The 20,432-nt window shown below is 43.7% G+C and carries 17 protein-coding genes and 1 pseudogene; 12 read left to right on the top strand and 6 right to left on the bottom strand.

The window, feature by feature from the left end:
- Positions 1-22: 22 nt before the first annotated feature.
- Both recG and HF992_RS12170 read left to right on the top strand, forming a co-directional pair.
- A complete protein-coding gene (gene recG, locus HF992_RS03585; RefSeq protein ID WP_168548692.1) occupies positions 23-2,038 on the top strand; it encodes an ATP-dependent DNA helicase RecG in 2,016 nt (671 codons plus the stop codon).
- A gap of 210 nt (positions 2,039-2,248) precedes the next feature.
- On the top strand, positions 2,249-3,568 hold the full coding sequence (locus tag HF992_RS12170; RefSeq protein WP_343032946.1) for a CHAP domain-containing protein: 1,320 nt from the start codon (positions 2,249-2,251) through the stop codon (positions 3,566-3,568).
- A 282-nt stretch (positions 3,569-3,850) separates the two neighbouring features.
- Here the strand turns inward: HF992_RS12170 and HF992_RS03575 are convergent, their stop codons facing one another.
- Complete coding sequence (locus HF992_RS03575) at positions 3,851-4,813, bottom strand: asparaginase (RefSeq protein WP_168548691.1); 963 nt, start codon at positions 4,811-4,813, stop codon at positions 3,851-3,853.
- Between the two features lie 69 nt (positions 4,814-4,882).
- On the opposite strand from HF992_RS03575, the pseudogene HF992_RS03570 reads away from it, so the two are divergent.
- A pseudogene (locus HF992_RS03570) lies at positions 4,883-6,257 on the top strand (Cof-type HAD-IIB family hydrolase).
- Between the two features lie 320 nt (positions 6,258-6,577).
- On the opposite strand, the gene HF992_RS03565 reads toward HF992_RS03570, so the two are convergent.
- From HF992_RS03565 to HF992_RS03555, 3 genes are all read right to left on the bottom strand, one after another.
- Entirely contained in the window at positions 6,578-7,834 is a 1,257-nt protein-coding gene (locus HF992_RS03565) for a toxic anion resistance protein (RefSeq protein WP_168548690.1), read from the bottom strand.
- 12 nt (positions 7,835-7,846) lie between these two features.
- The gene (locus tag HF992_RS03560; RefSeq protein WP_168548689.1) at positions 7,847-8,674 is read right to left on the bottom strand and encodes a hypothetical protein; all 828 of its coding nucleotides are present in this window, start codon (positions 8,672-8,674) and stop codon (positions 7,847-7,849) included.
- A gap of 314 nt (positions 8,675-8,988) precedes the next feature.
- Positions 8,989-9,438 (bottom strand): universal stress protein, encoded by a 450-nt coding sequence (locus tag HF992_RS03555; RefSeq protein ID WP_168548688.1) that lies wholly within the window; start codon positions 9,436-9,438, stop codon positions 8,989-8,991.
- A gap of 200 nt (positions 9,439-9,638) precedes the next feature.
- Here HF992_RS03555 and HF992_RS03550 point away from each other — a divergent pair, with 200 nt between their 5' ends.
- From HF992_RS03550 to HF992_RS03540, 3 genes are all read left to right on the top strand, one after another.
- Entirely contained in the window at positions 9,639-10,853 is a 1,215-nt protein-coding gene (locus tag HF992_RS03550) for a pyridoxal phosphate-dependent aminotransferase (protein WP_168548687.1), read from the top strand.
- Positions 10,854-10,983: 130 nt separating this feature from the next.
- A complete protein-coding gene (gene codY / locus HF992_RS03545) occupies positions 10,984-11,772 on the top strand; it encodes a GTP-sensing pleiotropic transcriptional regulator CodY (protein ID WP_168548686.1) in 789 nt (262 codons plus the stop codon).
- Between the two features lies 1 nt (position 11,773).
- Entirely contained in the window at positions 11,774-12,328 is a 555-nt protein-coding gene (locus tag HF992_RS03540; protein WP_168548685.1) for a cysteine hydrolase family protein, read from the top strand.
- Between the two features lie 216 nt (positions 12,329-12,544).
- On the opposite strand, the gene HF992_RS03535 is transcribed toward HF992_RS03540, so the two are convergent.
- A complete protein-coding gene (locus HF992_RS03535; protein WP_168548684.1) occupies positions 12,545-12,772 on the bottom strand; it encodes a hypothetical protein in 228 nt (75 codons plus the stop codon).
- Between the two features lie 346 nt (positions 12,773-13,118).
- Between HF992_RS03535 and gatC the strand changes: the two genes are divergently transcribed.
- The 6 genes from gatC to HF992_RS03505 all read left to right on the top strand — a co-directional run bounded on the left by gatC (position 13,119) and on the right by HF992_RS03505 (position 19,128).
- The gene (gatC, locus tag HF992_RS03530; RefSeq protein ID WP_168548683.1) at positions 13,119-13,421 is read left to right on the top strand and encodes an Asp-tRNA(Asn)/Glu-tRNA(Gln) amidotransferase subunit GatC; all 303 of its coding nucleotides are present in this window, start codon (positions 13,119-13,121) and stop codon (positions 13,419-13,421) included.
- Complete coding sequence (gene gatA, locus HF992_RS03525) at positions 13,421-14,887, top strand: Asp-tRNA(Asn)/Glu-tRNA(Gln) amidotransferase subunit GatA (protein ID WP_168548682.1); 1,467 nt, start codon at positions 13,421-13,423, stop codon at positions 14,885-14,887. The genes gatC and gatA overlap by 1 nt, the downstream gene beginning before the upstream one ends.
- On the top strand, positions 14,887-16,326 hold the full coding sequence (gene gatB / locus HF992_RS03520; RefSeq protein ID WP_168548681.1) for an Asp-tRNA(Asn)/Glu-tRNA(Gln) amidotransferase subunit GatB: 1,440 nt from the start codon (positions 14,887-14,889) through the stop codon (positions 16,324-16,326). The genes gatA and gatB overlap by 1 nt, the downstream gene beginning before the upstream one ends.
- A gap of 264 nt (positions 16,327-16,590) precedes the next feature.
- Positions 16,591-17,076 (top strand): hypothetical protein, encoded by a 486-nt coding sequence (locus tag HF992_RS03515; protein WP_168548680.1) that lies wholly within the window; start codon positions 16,591-16,593, stop codon positions 17,074-17,076.
- Positions 17,077-17,151: 75 nt separating this feature from the next.
- Positions 17,152-18,186, top strand: coding sequence for a hypothetical protein (locus tag HF992_RS03510; protein WP_168548679.1), 1,035 nt, complete (start codon positions 17,152-17,154; stop codon positions 18,184-18,186).
- A gap of 306 nt (positions 18,187-18,492) precedes the next feature.
- A complete protein-coding gene (locus HF992_RS03505; protein ID WP_168548678.1) occupies positions 18,493-19,128 on the top strand; it encodes a CPBP family intramembrane glutamic endopeptidase in 636 nt (211 codons plus the stop codon).
- Positions 19,129-19,767: 639 nt separating this feature from the next.
- Here the strand turns inward: HF992_RS03505 and HF992_RS03500 are convergent.
- Positions 19,768-20,250, bottom strand: a complete 483-nt coding sequence (locus HF992_RS03500) for an S-ribosylhomocysteine lyase (RefSeq protein WP_168548677.1) — start codon at positions 20,248-20,250, stop codon at positions 19,768-19,770.
- Positions 20,251-20,432: the final 182 nt, after the last annotated feature.

The raw sequence follows: 20,432 nt of genomic DNA, 5'->3' as shown, positions 1-20,432 counted from the left end.
CAGCATTGGAAAGGAGTTCGGGATGGAATTGACCGATCAACTGGTTGTTTTGTCAGGTGTTGGACCAAAATCTGCTGAGAAGTTTTTAAAATTAGGGCTGACCACTGTCGAAGATGTCCTGCTCTACTATCCTTTTCGCTACGAGGATTTAAAGGCTAAACAGGTGCTTGAACTCTTAGACGGTGAAAAGGCAGTGGTCGTTGGTCAAGTGGTAACCCCAGCTAACGTTCAGTATTATGGCTACAAGCGTAATCGAATCAGTTTTAAGCTCAAGCAGGATGAAGTAGTGGTTGGTGTCAGTTTTTTTAACCAGCCCTATCTGGCAGACAAGCTAATTCTGGGTGAACAAGTGGCTATCTTTGGCAAGTGGGATCAGAAAAAAACTCAGTTGACAGGGATGAAGGTTATTTCTCAAGCCCAAGATGATATGCAGCCAATTTATCATGTGGTACAAGGAGTAACACAGAGCAATGTGGTTAAGCTGGTAACCAGCGCCTTTGAAGCGGGTTACCATCAGCTGCTGCCAGAAAATCTCCCTCAGGTGCTTTTAGACAAATACCGTTTGCTAGAGCGGCAGGCAGCCGTTTTAGCCATGCATTTTCCAGTTGATCTAGTCCAATATAAGCAGGCGCTCAGACGAATCAAATTTGAAGAACTCTTTTATTACCAGATGCAGTTGCAGGTGTTGCGGCAAAGAACCAAGTCTGTGGATTATGGGCAAGCTCTTTGCTATGATGAGACTTTGCTGGAGCACAAGATCAAGGAACTTCCCTTTGCTCTGACTCAGGCCCAATTGCGGAGTTTAAAAGAAATCCTAGAAGACATGGCTTCCTCTTGTCATATGAATCGCCTTCTCCAAGGGGATGTTGGCTCAGGGAAAACAGTGGTTGCAGGGCTTGCCATGTATGCAGCGGTGACGGCTGGTTTTCAGGCGGCTATTATGGTTCCAACGGAAATTTTGGCAGAGCAGCACTATCAGAGTTTGACCAATCTTTTCCCGGAGTTATCTATCACCTTATTGACGGGGAGTATGAAAGTCGCTGAAAAACGCCAGGTCTTACATTCTATTGCGATCGGCGAGGTTGATATGATTGTAGGCACACATGCTCTGATTCAGGATAGTGTTGACTATCACCGTTTAGGGTTGGTGATTACAGACGAACAGCACCGCTTTGGGGTTAATCAGCGCAAGTATTTTCGGGAAAAAGGTGTCAATCCAGATGTGTTGATGATGACAGCGACGCCGATTCCGCGGACCCTGGCGATAACTGCCTTTGGGGAGATGGATGTCTCCATTATTGATCAATTGCCTGCTGGACGAAAACCGATAAGGACCCGCTGGGTGAGACATGAGCAATTGCCTCAGGTTTTGACTTGGTTAGACAAAGAATTGGCTCAAAATGCCCAGGTTTATGTTATTTCACCCTTGATAGAAGCTTCTGAAGCCTTGGATTTAAAAAATGCCGTGGCTCTGGCCGAAGAGCTAGAGGCTTATTTTGAAGATAGGGCTAAGGTCGCTCTCCTTCATGGAAAAATGAAAGCCCAGGAGAAGGAAGAAATCATGGCAGATTTCAAGGCCAAGCAGATTGATATCCTAGTCTCGACAACAGTTATCGAGGTTGGTGTCAACGTTCCTAATGCGACCATTATGCTGATCATGGATGCAGACCGCTTTGGCCTGAGCCAACTTCATCAGCTAAGGGGCCGTGTTGGGCGTGGGGATAAGCAGTCATATGCGATTTTGGTTGCTAATCCAAAGACAGAATCCGGCAAAAAACGGATGGTGATTATGACAGAAACGACAGATGGTTTTGTCTTGGCGGAAGAAGATTTGAAAATGCGTGGTGCTGGGGAGATCTTTGGAACCAGACAATCAGGCATTCCCGAATTTCAAGTGGCTGACCTCGTGGAGGATTATCCTATTTTAGAAGAAGCTAGACGTGTGGCTAGCCAAATTGTTCAGGAGGATGATTGGCAGAATGATCCTAGATGGCAGTTAGTCGCTGAACATTTGGAAGATAAGGGTCAGATTGATTAAACAGAAATCCTCTTGAGAAAGAGTTAAAGAAGAAGCTTGGCAGAGCGAGTTGTCGAAGGGCGTTTTCCGGAGCAGTTCTTCCAATTTCTTTTATGTCATGGAGTTGTAATAATAACGGGGAAATATGTCAAAAAAGTGTAATATGCATTTGGCTTTGAATCTGTTAAAATGGTAGTACTGATAATTAACGGATAATAGGAGAAGACTAGCGTGATCAAGAAGATTTTTTCCAGCTTGCTGTTTAGTACAGCGACGCTTGGTGGTGTCGTAGGGCTTGTCGCTCAAACCAACCAAGACCAATCAACCTCAGCCAGTGAGGCGACCGCTCCGTCTTTACAAGCGACAGAGACTACCAAGGCTGTTTTATCTGCAGAACCTCTGAAATCTTCTGAGAAGCCTAAGGAGGAAGTAAAACAAGAAACAACTCTGCTGACCAATCTTGTTTCTAAAGCACCGGTAGTGGTACCTACTCCAGTAGAACCAGCAGTAGTTAAGGAAGAGGTAGTCTATGAGGATGTCCAAGCAGTGCGTACTGGATTTAAGCCAGTAGCTCCTCAATTGATTGAAGCACAACCTGAGTCTGCGCCTCAAATTGAAGAGAAAAAAGCACCGGAGACTCCGGCCTTCGAACCGGTTAAGGAAGAGAAGGTTGTTGCTTTGGTTTCTCCAGCTCCAGTTGTTCAGCCTTTAGTTCAGGCGGCAGAACATAAGTCTACTGAGGTGGTGACGGAAACAAAGGTGGCAGAGCCTATCCAGTCCTCTGCAGAGAAAACGACGTTAGTTGAAGAGAAAATTGAGCAGCCAGCTATTGATAAGTCAGAGCCCGCTACAAAAGAGTCAGCGCAAGTGTTGCCAGTGACCCCAGCTCCAGTTGTAACTTTGGCCTCAGTAGAGACTAAGCCAGAAGAGATAGCGAAGCCAATTAAACCTCAGGAAGTGAGTACAGAAGTAGTTTCTCTTGTTCAAAAACAAGACCTACCGGAAACTCCAGTTTCAGCTCCTGTTGCTACGGAGCCTGTCAAGCCGGATGTGACAACGGTAAATGAGGTTGTTGTAAACACACCTCCTGTTGAAGTGATTAAAGTAGAAGCTCCAGCTCCAGTTGTTACTGAGCAACCAGCTCCTGTAACACCTGTTGTCACTCCTCTAGCTACAGAAGGAGTAGGAATTAGTTCATCAACGGCAATGAATAACCCTTATCCAGTCGGTCAATGTACTTGGGGGGTTAAGGTTTTGGCACCGTGGGTCGGTGACCATTGGGGCAACGCAGGTGACTGGGCAAATTCGGCGCGAGCAGCAGGTTATGCGGTCGGCACAACTCCTACAGTTGGTGCTATTGCAGTTTGGCCAAAAGATGGTGGTGGCTATGGACATGTTGCCTTGGTGACATCTGTAGAAACACCAGATCGTATCCAAGTATCTGAAGCGAATTATGCAGGAAATCAGTCCATTGGGAACTATCGCGGTTGGTTCAATCCAACTTCCTCAACATGGGGTGGAGAGGTATATTATATCTATCCTAGCCTTTAAAAATTAAGTCAGATCGATATAATAAAACGAACTCTACTTGAGGAGTTCGTTTTTTCATTTGATGCGTCACCAGATTTTCCTTTGAATACTTTCTGATAACTGTTTAAGCAAGACTTGGTGTGGGAAAATTATCTGTTTAATCTTTTCCTATTGACATAAGAATGCCACTCGATGCGTCTAAAATAATTAAAACCGTTTTGGGTATTGGGAATTTCTTTGTAGTGATGGCGAGGTTGACATTCGCCACTAAATTATAACAAGTTAAATGTAAGGACAAGAGAGCTAGCCTTCAATGTAACTTTTAAGAGGCTGGTCTTTGAGCCCTGCATTCAGAGCAATCAGCAGTTTGAGACGGGCTTTCTGGGCATTGAGTTCTTTGACAAAGAGAATTCCCATTTCTTGGAGTTGGACACCACCACCTGGATAAGCATAGACTGGTTCAGCAATTCCGTTGAAACATCTGGAGACTAGAACAATGGGAAGCCCTACATCTAGAAGCTCTTTTAGAGCTTGGCAAGCTTTGGGAGGAATGTTGCCAGCGCCCATCGCCTCAATGACGAGTCCTGACAGTCTAGTTTTATCCAGCATATCAAGGAGACTCTCCTCCATTCCAGCATATACTTTGATGATGGGAACGAGTCCTGAAATTTCGGTTAGGTGAAATCTAACGCGTTCTTCCGCCTGTTTAAAGAAGAGAATATGATTTTTGCTGACAAGACCTAATGGACCGTGGAGAGGGCTTTGAAAGGTTGAGAGATTGGTGGTGTGAGTTTTGGTCACGTATTTGGCGGCATGGATTTCCTCATTCATGACGACGAGAACCCCCTTGTCACAAGCTCTGGAATCAGCAGCTACCCTTAGGGCAGCTTGGTAGTTGGAAATACCATCACTGCCGAATTCATTAGAGGAGCGCATCGCTCCTGTCAGAACGATTGGCAGCTGTGGAATAGCCATTGTATCCAAAAAATAAGCGGTCTCTTCCAAAGTGTCTGTGCCGTGGGTAATAACGATGCCGTCGTAATGCTGGCTATTGTCGAGGATCAGCTGGTAGAGTTTTAACATGTGACTGGGGTTGATGTGGGGACTTGGAAGATTGAAAACTTCAAGATTGGTGACCTCTATCTGATCTGGTTTTTCACTAATATTTGCAATTGGATTGGTTGCAGAAGGGCTAACATGGCCAGCAGCATTCTCTGACATAGAAATCGTGCCACCAGTATGGAGGATTAGGATTTTTTTAACCATTTTTAAAGCCTCTTTTCATGATCTATGGTATAATTTATTTTAGCATAAAAACAGAAAGTTGGTAATGTTTTGAACATAAAAGCAGTATTTTTTGATATCGATGGAACATTATTGACTGATAATCGTACGGTTTCTGCTTCAACCATACAAGCGATTAATGAATTGAGGCAAAAAGGCTACCTAGTTGGCTTAGCAACGGGACGGGGTCCTAGTTTCTCCATGCCCTATATGGCAGCCTTAAACTTAGACGTAGCAGTTTGTTATAATGGGCAATACATTTTTGGTCGGAGAGGCGTTCTGGCAGAGCAGCCTTTGCCGATGGATAGCCTCCGAGACTTAATCGACTATGCCCAGCTAAAACGGCGAGATCTTTCTTTTGGAACAGCAAACGATGTGGTAGGGAGTAAGCTGTTACACGTCGGAGTGAAACCGTGGGCTTACTGGCTGGCGAGTCGAATGCCTGATTTTTTAGCGCATTTCTTGATGGCTGGTTTTAACCATATTTACCGCCGAATTCGGCCGAAGACTAAGGAAAATATGCTTTCTAAATTGAATCAGCCGATTTATCAGGTCGTGGTGCTAGCGAGTAAGAAAGAAACTGATAAGCTCGGTGGGCGATTTCCTAAATTGACCTTTACGCGAAGTAGTCCATTTGCAGCAGATGTCATTAGTCGAGGTATGTCTAAGATTAAGGGAATCGGTTTGGTTGCCAAGCATTTTGGATTTGAGTTGAATCAGATTATGGCTTTTGGAGATTCTGAAAATGATTTAGAAATGCTTGCTGGTGTCGGGATAGGTGTTGCTATGGGAAATGCTAAAAAGCGTGTCAAACAAAGAGCAACCTATACGACAGATACCAATAATCGCTCTGGGATCGCCAAGGCTTTGAGACACTTTCAGTTGGTAGAAGGAGGACAGAGGGATGAAACGTAAGGATCATCACTTCCAAGCTGTTCAGGAATTTCACCGTCTGATGGATGGGAAGGTTCCTGAGACTCCTAGGCCATTTCGTTATCAAGAGGTGTTGCATCGTGTGGATTTTAAATTGGAAGAATTATTAGAGCTGGTTTATGGCGCTGCTGAAAGCCAAGAAGGCTTTGAAGAAGGTGTGATGGCTTTACATCTTGCCTTAGACAAAGCTGCGCAAAAGATTCGCTCAAAACAGGCAAGCAATAAAGTAGGACCGTCTTTGACCAGTCAGGTCGATGCACTAGTTGACCTGCTTTACCTCACCTATGGTAGCTTTGTTCTGATGGGAATTGATCCAGAGCCATTTTTTCAGTTTGTGCATGAAGCTAATATGGCGAAGATTTGGCCAGATGGCAGGGCTCATCACGACCCTGTCACTCATAAAATTTTAAAACCACCGCACTGGGAAAGCGAGTTTGCGCCAGAGCCTAAGATTAGAGAGGAACTTCAGCGACAACTTAAATCGGATCAATAGCCAAACGAAGAGATTGAACAAAAATGATGCTATCCTTATTGAAATTCAAAATCTAAACAGGAAGTGTCCGTCAACTATTTTTGAGTTACTGTGGTACTTAAAAAGTAGTCACTCAATGAGCGCCAACTCACTCAGATTTTGATGGTCATTTAGTCTAAAATCTTTCAAAATCCATTGCATTAAAGAAACGCATAAAATCAAAGTTTCGGATACCTTGGTTTTATGCGTTTTCCTTGTTTGACCATCCCTCTGCAAGAGTAGCAGAGGGATGTGTTGTGTATGAGACTTAACGGAATTTAGCTGTTCTAAAGAGGTTATGCTTATTGAGATAAGTTATCTTGGACAGCTTTGCCTTCTTCAAGCAAGGCTTCAACAATCTTACGATCTCGAATTCTAACGGAATCGTTAATGGTTTGGGCTGATTGGACGATGGCCTGTTCTAATTGCTGGCGTTGGGCACGGCCGTTTGTAATGGCTTGAATGATGCCTTCATTTTGAGCCACGAGGCTTTCAGCCAACTTAGTCACAGTTTCAATGGCCATGGTCGGACGTTGAGCAGTAGCTTCCATGCGAGGAATCGCTTCTTTGCTGGTTTCAGCCAGCATTTGGAGGGCTGCATTATTAGCGTTGATAATGGCGTCTGCGGTGACTTCGGCCTTGACAGATTGTTGCAACATGCCCAGCTGAGCAATAGAGAGTTTCATCGTTGGAATAGTGTTGCGACGAATCATCCCCAGCTTTTGTTTCATGTCTGAGGAAACCTTGACAAGATTACGCATCTGTGGCGTGGTTGCCCAGGCGACATAGAGTCGACTGATGTATTCAGTGCGTTGTTGCTCCAAGGAATTAACCACCTCGGTCATCCGCATCATTTGCTCATTTTTCACTTGATAGTCAACAGAAGTAGAATCTAACAATGCCAATTCTTGTTGGAGCTGGTCCGCTCTTTGGCTAGCTTCTCGACCGCTGGCTTCGACAAAGGCGATGACACCAACTAAGTTTTCAATAGAATTCGTATTTTCTTCAATTAGGAGCTCAGCGGAGATAATATTACGTGAGAGAGTATCTTCGTTTTTAGCAACGCTAGCTGCTAGGCCATCCATTCGATTTTCGATGGATTGGGCTTCAAAGTAGAAGTCTTGGAGACTGGATTTGCCCTGTTTAAAGAGTTTTTGAAGGAGATTCGGCTTCTTTTCTAAATCAGCAGCTTCGCCGACATTCTTGTACTTGGCAACGAAACCGTTCAGCTCGCGGTTAGTGTTGAGCAGGAGCTCATCGACCTGAGGAATCTGGATATTTTTTTGTTCCTTTAAAATGTGGTTAACTGTTTTGTTGACAGCTTCGACGGCTTCTTTCCCGAAGTCCAAGAGACTGTTTTGGTTGTCTACAAAACTATCAACAAGAGCTGGAACACGGCTAGAAATGGCCTCTTTTTGCTCAGGGGTTAACTTATCAAAGAAAGAGAGCGACTCAGCTTCGCCTTGAGCTGTCTGTTGGATCAGTTCAGTTGTTTTATCAGTTGGAACAGCAGCAGAATTAGCAATTTTATCGATGTCGAAATTGAACGTTTGTGTCATGGGTTACTCCTTTTAATTATCGTTTTGCAAGAGGCGTAGGCTAATTTCAAAATTCATCATGTCATTCTCGTTAATTTGTCGTAGGGTTTGTTTGAGAATTTCCTGACCACTTTCAAGAGAAAATTTAGCCTGTTTAAGGCGGTCTTCTGCTTTGAAGTATTGGCTGGGATCTTCCTTGATGCGCAGATAGCCGTCTAGAACATCGTTGAAATTTCTCATATTGCTGAGATGGATGGCTAAGAGCTCTTTCTTATTAGCCAGTTGTGCTTTCTCTAGTTTCTCAACGATTTGCTCATGGCTCTTACTGAGGGAAGTATAGGTTTCTAAAATCTCTGGAGCGACCTGTTGGATGTGGCGCATCTTCAGAAAGGTTTCATGGCTCTTGTCATCAGCTGCCTGATAGATAATATCAGGATTATCAACAGTTTCTTTGGGTCTTAGCCTTGCAGTGACCTTTTCAGCTTCTGGGAAGATGTCTTCCACAAGATTGAGGACACCATCGGTTACATCGTTGAGGAAATTTCCTTTGGGCTTTAGAGCAGACGACACATGAATTAGGCTGATCGCATCTTGGTACTGTTGGGTATCCAGACGGTTACTGTGACGCTCAACTAAGCGATCTAGTTCTTTGGCATCTTGGTTGATCTTGCGGTAGAGTTGGGGATACTGACCTTGTTGGTCACTTTGTTTGAGATTTCTGACGTAGTCCAATCCCATTTGAAGGCTGACCGTCAAGCGTTCAATGCGCATCAAGTCTTTTTGGGTTTTGTAGCGCCAGGCCCCGATGCCACCTGCGACTGGTAAACCAAGGATGAGAACAGTTATCAAAAAAACATTCATAAACCACTTCCTATTTCTAACAAACTTCTCTTAAATTATACACTGAAAGCCTTCTGTAAACAAGCATTTAGCAAGGTTCAAAATGAGAAGAGACAAACCAATGAGTGATGAAAAAGATGCACGTTGGCCTTTGATAGGAGCTTAGGTGAGGCGTTAATTTTCATCTTATCCGCTTCTTCAACACTGAAATAAAGCAGAAGCACAAAGCCAGCGTACGCAACCTATCTTGTTTTCATTGAAGGGGAATCATTCTAGCCATCAAAGACTCAAGGCTAGAACACCAGGGTTCTAGCCTTTTGGAAGGTGGAGAAGCGCTAGACTTTATTGGGGTCACGGACGATCAGCAGATCGACTCGGGCGTTGCGCATGATGTATTCGGAAGATGAGCCGATGAGCAAACGCTCAAAAGAATTGAGCCCTGTAGCTCCTAAAAGAATGAGATCAACCTGCTCACGGTCAGGAATTTCTTTTGCTAGGAGTGGTCGAGGGTCACCTAGTTCTAAAACCTGCTTGATGTGTTTCAGGCCGGCCTGACGGGCACGGTCTTCATAAGCCGCCAATTGTGCTCTTGCTTCTTTTTCGAGGTTGACATAAATATTGGTGTCAAAGGCTGAGTAGGTGTGCAGGGAACGATTGTCAATGACATGGGTAATGATGAGTTTAGCTTGGTTCCGCAAGGCGACATGGATGGCTTTTTCAAAGGCTAATTCAGCCTCTGGAGAGCCGTCAACAGCGACCATAATGGTCTGATAAGTTTGAAGCATAATCCGTCCTCCTTTTTATGGTGCCAGTCATTCGCGCTATATTATCGCGATTCTTTCTAATTCTATTGTAAACTATTCCGATTGAAATGTAAAGGCTTACAAAAAAATACGTTCCAAAACCTTTTCTTTTTGATTGTGAAATAAAACGAAATGCGCTACAATAAGACATACTTTAAAAGAGGATAGTGAGGACAAAAGAGATGAAATTATTTAATAAGTCATCTAAATTGGAACATGTGGCCTACGACATCCGTGGTCCAGTGCTTGATGAAGCTAACCGCATGCGAGCTAATGGTGAACAAATTTTACGTCTCAATACAGGAAATCCAGCTGAATTTGGTTTTAAGGCTCCAGATGAGGTCATTCAGGATTTGATCCGAAATGCTAGATACAGTGAGGGCTATTCGAACTCCAAAGGCATTTTTTCAGCTCGTAAAGCGATTATGCAGTACTGTCAGTTGAAAAAGTTTCCCAATCTTGATGTCGATGATATCTACATCGGAAACGGGGTATCTGAGCTGATTACCATGTCTATGCACGCGCTTTTGGACAATGGGGATGAGGTATTGGTGCCTATGCCAGACTATCCCCTTTGGACAGCATCTGTCAGTCTGGCTGGTGGGAATGCTGTTCACTATATCTGTGATGAGCAGGCGGAGTGGTACCCTGACATTGACGACATTAAGAGCAAGATTTCTGACCGCACCAAGGCCATTGTCATCATCAATCCCAACAACCCAACAGGCGCCCTTTATCCTAAGGAGATTTTAGAAGAAATCGTCGAGCTTGCTCGCCAGCATGAGTTAATCATTTTCTCGGATGAGATCTACGATCGCATGGTCTTTGACGGACTAGAGCATACGCCGATAGCTAGCCTAGCACCAGATGTCTTTGTCGTGACGATGAATGGTCTTTCCAAGTCTCATCGGATCTGCGGTTTCCGCGTGGGCTGGATGGTGCTCTCTGGCCGTAAAGACCATGTCAAAGGCTATATGGAGGGGCTCAATATGATGGCGAATATGCGCCTTTGTTCCAATGTCTTAGCGCAGCAAGTCGTTCAAACGTCGCTTGGTGGTTATCAATCGGTTGACGAACTGCTCAAACCAGGCGGTCGCCTCTATGAGCAACGTGAGTTCATCACCAAGGCCATCAATGCTATTCCTGGGCTGTCTACTGTCAAACCCAAGGCAGGCCTTTATGTCTTTCCTAAGATTGACCGAGATATGTACCGCATTGATGACGATGAACAGTTTGTGTTAAACTTTCTCAAGCAAGAAAAGGTCATGCTCGTACACGGTCGGGGCTTCAACTGGAAAGACCCTGATCATTTCCGGATTGTCTACCTGCCAACAGTGGAAGAGCTTGGAGACCTCCAAGAAAAACTAACGCGCCATCTGAAGCAATATAAGCGATAAAGACTTCGCAGACAAGACAGTCTATGTTTTGTCTGTTTTTTACATTTTAACAATAGGAATATTCTGATAATTGTTGCGATTTTATGCAATATCTGATATAATGATTATAATTAAAAACAAGGTGGTTGAAATGGCAACTTTATTAGAAAAAACACGCAAGATTACAGCAATTTTGAAACGTTCTGAGGAACAACTTCAAGCGGATCTTCCTTATAATCCAATCGCAAACCAATTGGCGGATATCATTGACTGTAATGCTTGTATTATCAATAGTTCAGGAGAGGTATTGGGGTATTTCCTCAAATATCGGACCAATAATGATCGGATTGAGGCCTTCTTTGAGCGCAAGCAATTCCCTGAAGATTATGTACGATTGGCCTCATTGATTTATGAAACAGAGGCCAATATTCCTGTGACTAACGAATTAACAGCATTTCCAAAGGATGCGCAGGACCTCTATCCTAACGGTTTGACAACCATTGTCCCTATTCATGTCTCTGGGATTCGCTTTGGTTCTCTGCTGATCTGGCGCAATGATGAGCAGTTCCACGATGAGGACTTGATTCTAATTGAAATGGCTTCGACAGTAGTGGGGCTACAATTGTTGAATTTCCAACGCGAGAAAGACGAGGAAAGTATCCGTAAACGCACAGCTGTTAATATGGCAATCAATACCCTTTCTTACTCCGAAATGAAGGCTGTTTCTGCTATTTTGCAAGAGCTAGATGGCAAAGAAGGCCAATTGACTGCATCTGTCATTGCGGATCGTATCGGTATTACACGGTCTGTGATTGTTAATGCCCTTCGTAAGTTAGAGTCTGCCGGAGTGATTGAAAGCCGTTCGCTCGGCATGAAGGGAACTTACTTGAAGGTCTTGATTCCAGATGTTTTCGAAGAAGTGAAGAAACGAGATTACTAAGATGGCTGAGAAAGCTTTAATTTCGATTGATTATACCTATGACTTTGTAGCTGATGAAGGTCGGTTGACAGCAGGGAAGCCTGCTCAAGCCATTGAGAAACGGATTGCTTCGGTCACACAGGAAGCCTATGATCGTGGGGATTATATTTTCTTTGCGATTGATGGTCATGATGACGGAGATGTGTTTCACCCTGAAAGCAGGCTATTTCCTCCCCACAATATCAAAGGAACCTCTGGTAGGGACCTCTATGGCCAATTGGCTGAGGTTTACGAAGCCATCAAGGAGGACACACGTGTTTTCTGGCTTGATAAGCGGCATTATTCGGCCTTTTCAGGGACAGATTTGGATATCCGTCTGCGAGAACGTGGGGTAAAAACAGTGATCCTAACGGGTGTTTTATCAGATATCTGTGTCCTTCACACAGCTATTGATGCTTATCATCTAGGGTATCAGATTGAAATCGTGGCCTCAGCTATTGCTAGTCTGACAGAAGCAAATCACCAATTTGCCCTCAAGCACTTTAAAAATGTCCTTGGGGCAACTATCGTAGAATAATTGAAAAAGCAGCGATCAATCGTCACATCTAGCGATTGGTCGCTGCTTTGTCTGTGTAAAGAGTTATCGGTAGAAGGAGCGTTAGCTTAAAGCAGTAGCAGGCTCTCCGCCTTACTTTAAGCAAGTTGAACCCCTATTTAGAGTGTGATGCGCATAAGGGGGTTCTGGGAATTTTGGAGTTACGATAAAGAGGTTGACTGGATTAATGAGATACCTTTAAACAAGATCATCTTCCCTATACTGCTTTTTCTCCATCATTCGCAGAGAGATTTCAAAATCGTCAGGCTCAGCTTCATTTAATTTTTTCAAAGTAGCATCAAGGTCTGTGTCAAATTGTTCCAGGGCAGCCTTGGCTTTAGTTAATCGTGATTCAGCTTGATGATAGTTCTTTGGAGCTTTCTTGATTTTGAGATAGCCGTGGAGAATATCATAGAACTGTTTCATGTTAATTTCGTGAATGGCTGTCAATTCAGCCTGATTATCAGCGTCCTGAAGTTTGGACTACCAACTTATTCATCTATCTCGATTGATTCCTTTTTGACAAATAGTTTGGGATTGGACTACCATATGCCAGATTCGGACCTTATTTACCACTTGTCTTTTGAAGAAGATGAGTCTGGGGAGTTTAGATTGCACAATATTTTTATTTGGCAGGAAGATCAGTTAAAAGACTAGCTTTGCTAGGCAATTACGACAGTCCCAATTCAGCTGTTATCGCGTAATTTTGAATTAAAAATAGGCTAAAGTATGGTATAATAGGTAGAATTCTGTAAATGAGCAAGGAGAAGGTATGAAAATCTCAGAAGAAGAAGTACGTCACGTGGCCAAGTTGTCCAAGCTGGCTTTTAGCGACGAAGAAACCACGGCCTTTGCAACGACGTTAACCAAGATTGTTGACATGGTTGAATTGTTAAATGAAGTGGATACGACAGATGTGCCTGTCACAACGACTATGGCAGACCGTAAGACGGTTGTGCGTGAAGATGTAGCGGAACAGGGAACTGATCGGGAAGTGTTGTTTAAAAATGTGCCGGAAAAAGAAAAGAACTTTATCAAAGTTCCAGCTATCCTAGAGGAAGGAGGAGATGCCTAATGACTTTTAACAAGAAGACCATTGACGAATTACATGAGCTTTTAGTGAAAAAGGAAATTTCAGCAGTAGAGTTGACCAAGGCGACCTTGGAAGATATCCACACCCGTGAAGAGGCAGTAGGTTCTTTTATTACAGTAGCAGATGAGTTAGCCATCGCTCAAGCTGAGAAGGTTGATGCGGCAGGCATTGAAGGGGATAAGATTTTGTCAGGGATTCCTCTAGCCGTCAAGGACAATATCTCGACCAAGGGGATTTTGACGACTGCAGCTTCGAAGATGCTCTATAATTATGAACCGATTTTTGATGCGACAGCTGTTTCCAATGCTTATGATAGTGGAATGATTGTCATTGGAAAGACTAATATGGATGAGTTTGCTATGGGTGGCTCAACGGAGACCTCTTATTTCAAGAAGACCAAGAATGCTTGGAATCAGACTAAGGTACCAGGGGGGTCATCTGGTGGTTCTGCGACAGCAGTAGCTTCTGGTCAGGTCCGTCTGTCCTTGGGTTCGGATACAGGTGGCTCTATTCGTCAGCCAGCCGCTTTTAACGGTATTGTAGGGCTCAAACCGACCTATGGAACGATTTCGCGTTATGGGCTTTTTGCTTTTGGTTCGTCTCTGGATCAGATTGGTCCTTTTTCACAGACCGTCAAGGAAAATGCCCATTTGCTCAATGTCTTAGCGAGCAGCGACAGTAAAGATGCAACATCTGCTCCTATTCAGATCGCAGACTATACAAGCAAGATTGGTCAAGACATTAAGGGGCTTAAAATTGCTTTACCTAAAGAATATTTGGGTGAGGGAATTGAACCGGCTATCAAGGACAATATCTTGGCGGCTGCTAAGCAGTTTGAAAATTTAGGGGCGATTATTGAGGAAGTTAGTCTACCACACAGCAAGTATGGTGTAGCAGTTTATTACATCATTGCATCTGCGGAAGCTTCTTCCAACTTGCAGCGTTTTGACGGCATTCGCTATGGCTTTAGGGCAGAAGATGCGAAATCGCTGGAGGAAATTTATGTCCATACCCGTAGTCAAGGCTTTGGCGACGAAGTGAAACGCCGGATTATGCTGGGCTCCTTTGCTCTGTCTTCGGGCTATTATGATGCCTATTTCAAGAAGGCAGCTCAAGTGCGGACCTTAATCATTGAGGACTTTAAAAAGGTCTTTGCGAATTATGACTTGATTTTGGGGCCAACAACGCCGACGGTGGCCTATGATTTGGGTAGCCAGAGCCAGGACCCTGTGGCCATGTACCTGGCGGACCTTTTGACCATTCCTGTCAACCTGGCAGGGCTTCCGGGGATTTCCATTCCATCTGGCTTTGTGGATGGCTTGCCAGTAGGTTTGCAATTAATTGGTCCTAAATACTCTGAGGAAACCATCTACCAAGCGGCGGCTGCTTTTGAAGCCGTGACTGATTACCATAAACAACACCCTGTGATTTTTGGAGGTGACAACTAATGAACTTTGAAACCATTATCGGACTAGAAGTCCATGTGGAATTGAATACCAACTCTAAAATTTTCTCACCTTCATCGGCGCATTTCGGGCAAGAACCAAATGCCAACACCAATGTCATTGACTGGTCATTTCCGGGTGTTTTGCCAGTCATGAACAAGGGCGTTATTGATGCGGGTATCAAGGCTGCGCTAGCTCTCAATATGGACATTCACCAGCATATGCACTTTGACCGCAAAAATTATTTCTATCCAGATAATCCAAAGGCCTACCAGATTTCTCAGTTTGACGAGCCGATTGGCTACAATGGCTGGATTGAGATCACCCTTGAAGATGGTTCAACTAAGAAAATCCGCATTGAGCGGGCTCACTTGGAAGAAGATGCAGGAAAGAACACCCACGGGACAGATGGTTATTCCTACGTTGACCTCAACCGTCAGGGTGTGCCTTTGATTGAGATTGTGTCAGAAGCTGATATGCGCTCACCAGAAGAAGCTTATGCTTATCTGACCGCCCTCAAAGAAATTATCCAATATACTGGTATTTCCGATGTCAAGATGGAAGAAGGCTCCATGCGGGTCGATGCCAATATTTCCCTGCGCCCTTACGGTCAGGAGAAATTTGGGACCAAGACAGAGCTCAAAAACCTCAACTCCTTCTCCAATGTGAGAAAAGGGCTAGAATTTGAGATGGCGCGTCAAGCCAAAATTCTTCGTAGCGGTGGACAAATCCGTCAGGAAACTCGCCGTTATGATGAAGCGACGAAAAGAACTATCCTCATGCGGGTCAAGGAAGGGGCTGCGGATTACCGTTATTTCCCAGAGCCAGACTTGCCAATCTATGAGATTTCAGATGAGTGGATTGAGGAAATGCGTGCAGAGTTACCAAAATTCCCAGCTGAACGCCGTGCGGAATACGTTGAAAAACTTGGCTTGTCAGCTTATGATGCAGGTCAGTTGACCGCTACCAAAGCAATGTCTGATTTCTTTGAACAAGCTGTTGCGATTGGTGGAGATGCCAAGCAGGTGTCCAACTGGTTGCAAGGTGAGGTGGCTCAATTCCTTAATGCAGAAGGACAGACTATTGAAAGCATTGCTTTGACTCCAGAGAACCTTGTTGAGATGATTGCCCTGATTGCTGACGGGACTATTTCCTCTAAGATTGCCAAGAAGGTCTTCGTCCATCTGGCCAAGAATGGTGGTTCTGCCAAAGAATACGTGGAAAAAGCAGGACTGGTTCAGGTATCTGACCCAGCAGTTCTCATTCCAATCATCCACCAAGTCTTTGCGGATAACGAAGCAGCTGTTGCTGACTTTAAATCGGGCAAACGCAATGCAGACAAAGCCTTTACAGGTTTCCTCATGAAGGCTACAAAAGGCCAAGCCAACCCACAAGTAGCGCAACAATTGCTGGCGCAAGAGTTGCAGAAACTGCTTGATTAAACGGATAAGAGAATGTGGGCCTCAATCGGTAATTAGATAACTGTCGATTTCCTTTCACCTGTTTATTGAGCAATGCCTACAACTGGGGTATGGCTCACAGCATTGGTTTTAGAAAATGCCATTCAGTTGAGGCAATAGAAGTTCTAAAAAGGTCAGTGACTGAAGGCTTAAACAGGTGGGCAACTCAGGCTTCTTTGAAAGACTACTTTAAAACGAAATGCCCATGAACAAACCAAAATGTGACAAATGGGGAATAAAGCGAAGATGAAACGCATCATTTTAAGTCGAGAGTTGTCGGCCTTTCAGAGCATGCGATCCGTTAAAGTCTACATAGATGGTAAGCATGTTCGAACGTTGTCGCAGGAAGGAGAGGTTCAGACCTATCCGATAGTGAGGAAAGAAGCTCAAGTAGCTATTAAAGTTGGAGTAGTCACATCTAAACCTGTGACGGTAAAAGCTGGTCAGACAGTTTTCATTTATCCTGCGAAAAAGAGGGTATTTATGTTGTGGGCACTTATAGTGATCTGTCTAATGCTACTGTACTGGGGATACGTGACTTTTCCTATTTCTACTGAAAAGTGGGGGACAATAGCGATTTTTTGGCAAAGAGTGGGCTTGCAAGTGCTGATGCTTGTGCCATTTAATCTATCATGGATCGTGCCCACCTTTGTTCTTGAGGTCTCAGACGATTTGCCGAATGGCTATTTTCCAACCATGATGGATAAGCGTACAAGTACTCATCAGAAATAGTCAATGTTCTTGTTTTGTCAAAAATGTTAGCCTAAAAATGGTATAATAAAGTTAGTTTTTTATAGGAGGTTTAAAATGAAAAAACTAGCCCTACTGCTCTGGTTACCCCTCGCACTTGTCTTGGTGGCTTGCGGAAAAAGCCCTAAGGATGAATTTATTTCTCGCGTAGAAAGCCAATACACAGAAAAACCTGTTACGTATGAAATGACTCTAAAATTAGACGATGTGACATCTAAGGGGGTCAATCCCATAGCTTCCTTCATTGGTAAGGAAATCAAAGCCACAATGACGCAAGATTTATCTAAAAAACTGATTAGCATTCAGGCGGACTTATCAGATGTTAATCCAACCCTATCTGATTTTGAAATAGTTTACGTTGGCGATAAGGCCTATATGACAGTAGAACCTATGTTAGGGATGTATGGTATTACTTCTAGCGACTTGTCTGGGAAATATATGGATGTGGCTGATGCACAAGGATCACCCTTACCTGACCTTGGAGAACTGACCCCTGCTAACAAGGATAATGTCTCTTTCTTTAAAGAAATGGATAGCAAAAACTTTACCAAGTCTGGGGACAAGGTTAGCTTAAGCCTGACCATTGAAGAGCTGCTAGCTTTCACTCAAAAAGTTTTGGAAAGTGGTGATGAGGAAACGAAAGAAATCGCTCAGCAATATAAGGCTCAGATGGAAACTGCTCAGAAGGCCTTCGCGAAGGACTCTAAGTTTGTCATGAGTGTCGGGAAACAAAATAATGTTGAAGCGGTTTTAACGATGAAGTCAGCTGACAATAAAGAAGATAGCATGACCATCAAGATGAGCATTGATAAGATTGATTATCAGGCACCGAAGATCCCAGCTAAAGAGGATATTATTTCCCAAGAGCAAATGCAACAAAGCCTCATGGCCGGTAATGGAGCTACCACCAATTCAGATTATCAGATGACTGATGAAGAATTTCAAGAGTTCTATACTGCTTTAGAGGCAGAAGTCGCTAATCATACGAAAGCAGAGATGCAAGAGCTTATTGATGCTTTGGCACCATCGTTAACAGACGATCAAGCTAAAAAATTAGAAGGATTGCTCTCTAAGATCAAGGATGCTGCTTAAAGAACGTCGGAAGGCTGGTTTGTAAAAGACCAGCCTTTTAGGATCACTTGTTCAACGCTACAGGCATTGTAGTAGAACTGTTTTTAGATATTGGTCAAATATGGTTCCTGTTTATAATCCCTAGATACCCGTATAGAAAAACTACTCTGATAGTTATTTCTAGCGATCATCTTATAAACTAGAGTAAGGGGGAATCGGCCGATTCATAAGGTGTTGTGTAGTCTATAATTCCATCATTGTTTGTTGTTTCGCAATATAAGGTTTTTTTGGTATAATTTTAATAGGTCAGCTATCGAAGGAGCATCTATGAAAAAAGAAAAATGGGACAACTGGTCAGCAGTGATTGCCTATATGGTTTTATTGATCGGTGATTTTGTAATTGACACGATGGTTTGGACAGCACATCCGCTAATGACGTCTACCCTTTCAGTAGCCCTGCTAGTAGGCACCTTGTATGTAGCTTGGCGTCTGGAACTGTTGAAAGCTTGGGGGAAGCTCTGGACTTGGCAGACCGTCAAGATGTTTGGTTTAGGACTATTGTTAATGCATATAACTCAGATTCTGAGCAATCTTCTGATGATTTGGCAATATGGCCAATTAGTGACTCCTCAAAACCAGCAGAATATTATAGGAGCTGGGATGCCTATGTATTTACTCTTTCTCTTTGGTGTCTGCCAAGGGCCAGTGATTGAAGAGGTCACTATGCGAGGAATCCTGATTGGGAGGTTACTAGAGTCTCGGCCAATCTTGGCAATAGTGCTCAGTAGTTTGGTTTTTGGATTTCTCCACGGGCCGACGGATTTAGGATCTTGGGTCTATTATGGAGGCATGGGACTGGTTTTTGCTTGGCTATACTATAGGACTAAGCACTTAGAAATGGTTCTTCTGCTCCATATCTTCATTAATTTCATGGCCTTTCTCCGGATGTCTGGTGTTTTGTAGCAATCATTCAGAGGGTAAAGAGAGAGTAGGACTCAATCGGTTCTTTGTCAGTATTTGATTTCCCCTCCCTTAATTTTAGGATTCGGGGTGAAACAGTCCACTGGCCCGTGTTTGACACTTGCTTTGCCAGCTTTATTTCCCGATTTACAAGGTCTCCCAGACCTTTTTTGACACTTGCTTTGCCAGCTTCATTTCCCGATTAAAAAGGTCCCTCAGACCTTTTTAACCCATCTCCGTAGAGTTGAGCAAGGCTGTAAAAGTTGATGAAATCAGCGTATTAGAGAGTAGAGTTGCCTTGTGATTCACGATTTCCCACTTTCAAGGCTCAAGCGCCTTGAAGCACTCAGCAGTGGCTCATTGGTGCTAAAGCACCTAATGACCTGTGCAGGGGTAACACTAAAACTGGCATAGTCAGTGTTGCCTCTTTTCAATTTCTAGGAGATAAACTTGGACAGCCTAACTCCAGGCTGTCCAAGCTCCCAACCACTGCGTCTTGTTTCGTGCACCATAAAAAAAGGAGAGACTAGGACCTTTGTCCTAGCCTCCTTTTTAAGTCTGTTCTTTCTAGAGAATAGTCTTCATAAGTCACCAAGGGTAGCATCTGGTGATTTGACAATAATTGGTGATGCCTGCTATTTATTAGTTGACTTTGCGTTCAAATGCATCTTCAGAAATGCCTTGGTCGAGAATCAGCTTAGCCCATTCTTTAGCAGAATGGAGGCTGTGGTCTTTGTAATTGCCACAAGACTCAATGGTTGTACCTGGTACGTCTTCCCAGGTGATTGTTTCAGCGATTTCACGCAGGCTCTCAGTAATCACTTGAGCGACTTGGCTAGCGGTTGGTTGCCCCCAGACAATCATATGGAAGCCTGTCCGGCAACCAAAAGGAGAGCAGTCGATCATGCCGTCCATACGAGTACGAATTAACTTTGCCAATAAATGCTCAATGGTATGAAGGCCGGCAGTATCCATGGCATTATGGTTAGGCTGAATGAGGCGGATATCAAAGTTAGTAATCACATCACCCTTAGGCCCATATTCTTCTGAAATGAGGCGAACATAAGGGGCTTTTACAATGGTGTGATCCAGTTCAAAACTTTCAACAACAACTTCTTTAGTCATGGCGAACTCCTTTTTGAATAGTACAGAAATTCTTAAACAGATCAGTGTGAGAACACAAGCTTTCTTAGTCAATCACCTGTGATCAAGTGTGATTCTGGAGGTAGACAATACCTTATTTTAGGAATTTCTCTTTTAAATATTATATCATAGCTGAGCGATTTTAGATTGTCCATTTGTTTAAT

Origin of the sequence: Streptococcus ovuberis, from assembly GCF_012396585.1 — a bacterium.
In the GTDB taxonomy this organism is placed as follows: domain Bacteria; phylum Bacillota; class Bacilli; order Lactobacillales; family Streptococcaceae; genus Streptococcus; species Streptococcus ovuberis.
Note: the sequence above shows the minus strand (reverse complement) of the source record. Positions and strands in the feature narration are given on the sequence as shown.